Origin of the sequence: Clostridium sp., from assembly GCF_051650885.1 — a bacterium.
Lineage (GTDB): Bacteria > Bacillota > Clostridia > Clostridiales > Clostridiaceae > Clostridium.
Genome location: NZ_JBOFRG010000276.1, coordinates 1 through 2,945, shown reverse-complemented (window position 1 = coordinate 2,945; position 2,945 = coordinate 1). Strand labels below are relative to the sequence as shown.

Here is a 2,945-nt window from a genome sequence, read left to right as displayed (position 1 = left end):
ATGTTTGCTTGCATTTCTTCATATTGATCTTGCGCTGCTTGTACCTCTTTATCTACTGGTTCTGCACTTGCTATCATAGATGGCATTGATACATTTAATGCTAAAGATCCTGCAATTACTGCAGCTAAAATTTTTCTTTTCATGATCTTGTTTGGTTCCGTAGAACCTTCCCCCTTTCAAGTTCAAACTAATGACATTATATCATTTTTAAATTTTTCATACAACTCAAATTATAACAAAAGTATTACATTTGTGAACATTCACACCTTTAAACGAGCTTTTTTTTAACATTTTACTCTTTAGAAATTGTTTACATTGAGATTGTATACAATTTCATTTAATAGCTTATATTGTTCACATTACACTTCCATAATTTTTCCATATAACTATAATAACATATCTACTGCTTTTTTGTAAACTTTATTAAGTATATATTAATAGGCTTGACTTATTTTAGTTTTTTTTATATACTATTAAAGTAGTCAACGGGGTGTGGCGCAGATGGTAGCGCGCATGGTTTGGGACCATGAGGTCGCAGGTTCGAGACCTGTCACCCCGACCAATTTAAAGAAGCTTGTAAAGCTTCTTTTTTTTATTCTTTATAATTTATATCATCCATTTTATCATTCTTTCTCATTTCTTCACTTTTTTTATCTGCTCTTGCTGCAGACTTGCAAAGTGCTATAACTATTATAAAAATTATTATGTATCCTATTATCCAAAATATCATATCAAGTTCCTTTCTATTTTAACTCACTATAATCTATTATTTCCCTTTTTAAGAAATTTGAAACACTTTATACTATAATAATATATAATGATAACTATAATTTTATTAATCTCAAATTTTTAGGAGGTATCTCATCATGTTATTAGACAATATAAATGCAGTTATTTTTGATTTAGATGGAACACTTATAGACTCTCTTTGGGTATGGCATCAAATTGATATTGATTACCTTGGTAGCAAAGGAATTAAGGTTCCTACAAATTTGCATAAAGAAATAGGTCATCTAAGCTTTGCTCAAACAGCAGCTTACTTCAAATCTACTTTTAACATCCCAGATTCAACAGAAATAATAATAGATACATGGAATAAGATGGCATATGAATTTTATTCCACTAGAACTCCACTAAAAAATGGAGCTAAAGAATTTATTCAAGGCTTAAAAAAGAAGGGGATCAAAATCGGACTAGCTACCAGTAATTCGCAACGTTTGCTAGAAGCTGCCTTAAATCAACATAATATTTATCATCTTTTTGATTCTATTACACTTACATCCGAAGTTGATAAAGGAAAGGATTGTCCCGATGTGTACTTATTAGCCTCTAAAAAGCTTAATGTACCACCTAGTGAGTGTTTAGTCTTTGAAGATATACTTCCTGCTGTTAAGGGTGCTCTTAAAGCTAATATGAAGGTTGTTACAATAGAGGATCATGAATCACTAGATGATTCTGATGAATTAAAACATCTTTCCTTTAAATATTTAAAAGATTACACTCCTTTATTAAAAGAAATCTAATTTATTTATAAATGAATATATAAATAAAAATACCTATAGATTAAAGCTTTATACGCTTTAACTCTATAGGTATTTATTTATTCATTACTATTTTCTAGTAACTCCATATTTAGCTTCTAATTCTTTTACAGTATCTAAATACTTTCTTTCTTGAGCTTGTTGCATCATCATTTGATATACATTTTCTTTAACTTCTTCAAATTCTTTTACTTTACCTTCAGTTTTAGCTTCTACTTTTATTAAGTGGTAACCAAATTGAGTTTGTACTGGTGCAGTAACTTCATTTAATTCAGCTTTAAATGCTGCATCTTCAAATTCTGGAACCATCATTCCTCTTCCAAATGCACCTAAGTTTCCACCTTGCTCTTTTGATGGACAACTTGAATATTTACTAGCTGCATCTTCAAAAGTAACTTCTCCACTTACTATTTCATCTTTAATTTGATTTGCTAACTCTTCACTTTCTACTAATATGTGCTTAGCTGAAACTGTAGCTTGCTCTGAAAATCTTTCTTTATTAGCTTCATAGAAGTTTTTTAACTCTTCGTCAGTTACTACTACGTCAGTTAAAACTTTATTCATAGTTGCTTGTGTTAATATTTCTTTTTCTAAACGTTCAACTGTTTCTTTATATTCTGCAGTTTCGTTTACTTTTAATTCTTCACCTAACTTATTAAATAATTCAAAATGAATCATTTGCTCTAATAATTGCTTTTTACCTTCTTCACTTTCAACCATAGCTTTTCTATCTGCTGGATATTTAGCCACGATTTCATTTAATTCTTTTTCAGTTATTTCGTATGAACCAACAACTGCTAATACTTTATTTTCCATATTTAAGTCTCCTTTTAAATGTACTTTATTTATATATCTATTATTGTATCAATATACCTATAAAATAACAAATATATTCTTTAATTTTTAAATTTAATCCACATTTTTTTATTTTATATTGTAGTTATCCACAAATCAATAACAAAAAAAGATGTTCCTACGAACATCTTTAAAATGGTGGAGATAAAGAGATTCGAACTCTTGACCCCCTGCGTGCAAGGCAGGTGCTCTCCCAACTGAGCTATACCCCCATAAAACCTAGCAACTTGCTACTCTCCCACACAGTCGCCCGTGCAGTACCATCGCCGTTATAGAGCTTAACTTTCCTGTTCGGAATGGGAAGGAGTGTTTCCTCTATGCCATCATCACTAGATAAGTGAGAATCCAAATTTTAATTTGGTAATTCGAACTTACTCAGCGAACGGAGTGAGTCGAGTTTCCATTTTAAAAATTGTTCTCTGAAAATTGCACTTGAAATAATTATTAATATTATATTGGTCAAGCCCTCGATCTATTAGTATTGGTCAGCTGAACGTATTGCTACGCTTACACCCCCAACCTATCAACCTTGTGTTCTTCAAGGGATCT

At 30.7% G+C, this 2,945-nt stretch carries 3 protein-coding genes, 2 tRNA genes and 2 rRNA genes; 2 read left to right on the top strand and 5 right to left on the bottom strand.

What is annotated here, in order from left to right:
- The first annotated feature begins 486 nt into the window (after positions 1-486).
- A tRNA-Pro gene (locus ACRC28_RS13355) sits at positions 487-562 on the top strand.
- A gap of 30 nt (positions 563-592) precedes the next feature.
- Here ACRC28_RS13355 and ACRC28_RS13350 read toward each other — a convergent pair.
- Positions 593-730 carry a hypothetical protein gene (locus ACRC28_RS13350; RefSeq protein WP_438543941.1) on the bottom strand — a complete coding sequence of 46 codons (138 nt, stop codon included), beginning with the start codon at positions 728-730 and terminating at the stop codon, positions 593-595.
- A gap of 136 nt (positions 731-866) precedes the next feature.
- Between ACRC28_RS13350 and ACRC28_RS13345 the strand changes: the two genes are divergently transcribed.
- On the top strand, positions 867-1,523 hold the full coding sequence (locus tag ACRC28_RS13345; RefSeq protein WP_438543940.1) for an HAD family hydrolase: 657 nt from the start codon (positions 867-869) through the stop codon (positions 1,521-1,523).
- Between the two features lie 87 nt (positions 1,524-1,610).
- Here ACRC28_RS13345 and ACRC28_RS13340 read toward each other — a convergent pair whose 3' ends face one another.
- The 4 genes from ACRC28_RS13340 to ACRC28_RS13325 all read right to left on the bottom strand — a co-directional run.
- Complete coding sequence (locus ACRC28_RS13340) at positions 1,611-2,357, bottom strand: peptidylprolyl isomerase (protein ID WP_438543939.1); 747 nt, start codon at positions 2,355-2,357, stop codon at positions 1,611-1,613.
- 175 nt (positions 2,358-2,532) lie between these two features.
- Positions 2,533-2,608: transfer RNA gene (locus ACRC28_RS13335), tRNA-Ala, on the bottom strand.
- Between the two features lie 5 nt (positions 2,609-2,613).
- A 5S ribosomal RNA gene (gene rrf / locus ACRC28_RS13330) occupies positions 2,614-2,730 on the bottom strand.
- Positions 2,731-2,851: 121 nt separating this feature from the next.
- Positions 2,852-2,945: ribosomal RNA gene (locus tag ACRC28_RS13325) — 23S ribosomal RNA — on the bottom strand; the annotation flags it as partial.

Excerpts from the sequence above, each read along its gene's own strand:
- ACRC28_RS13350 (WP_438543941.1), bottom strand. The coding sequence starts at position 730 with ATGATATTTTGGATAATAGGATACATAATAATTTTTATAATAGTTATA.
- ACRC28_RS13345 (WP_438543940.1), top strand. The coding sequence starts at position 867 with ATGTTATTAGACAATATAAATGCAGTTATTTTTGATTTAGATGGAACA.
- ACRC28_RS13340 (WP_438543939.1), bottom strand. The coding sequence starts at position 2,357 with ATGGAAAATAAAGTATTAGCAGTTGTTGGTTCATACGAAATAACTGAA.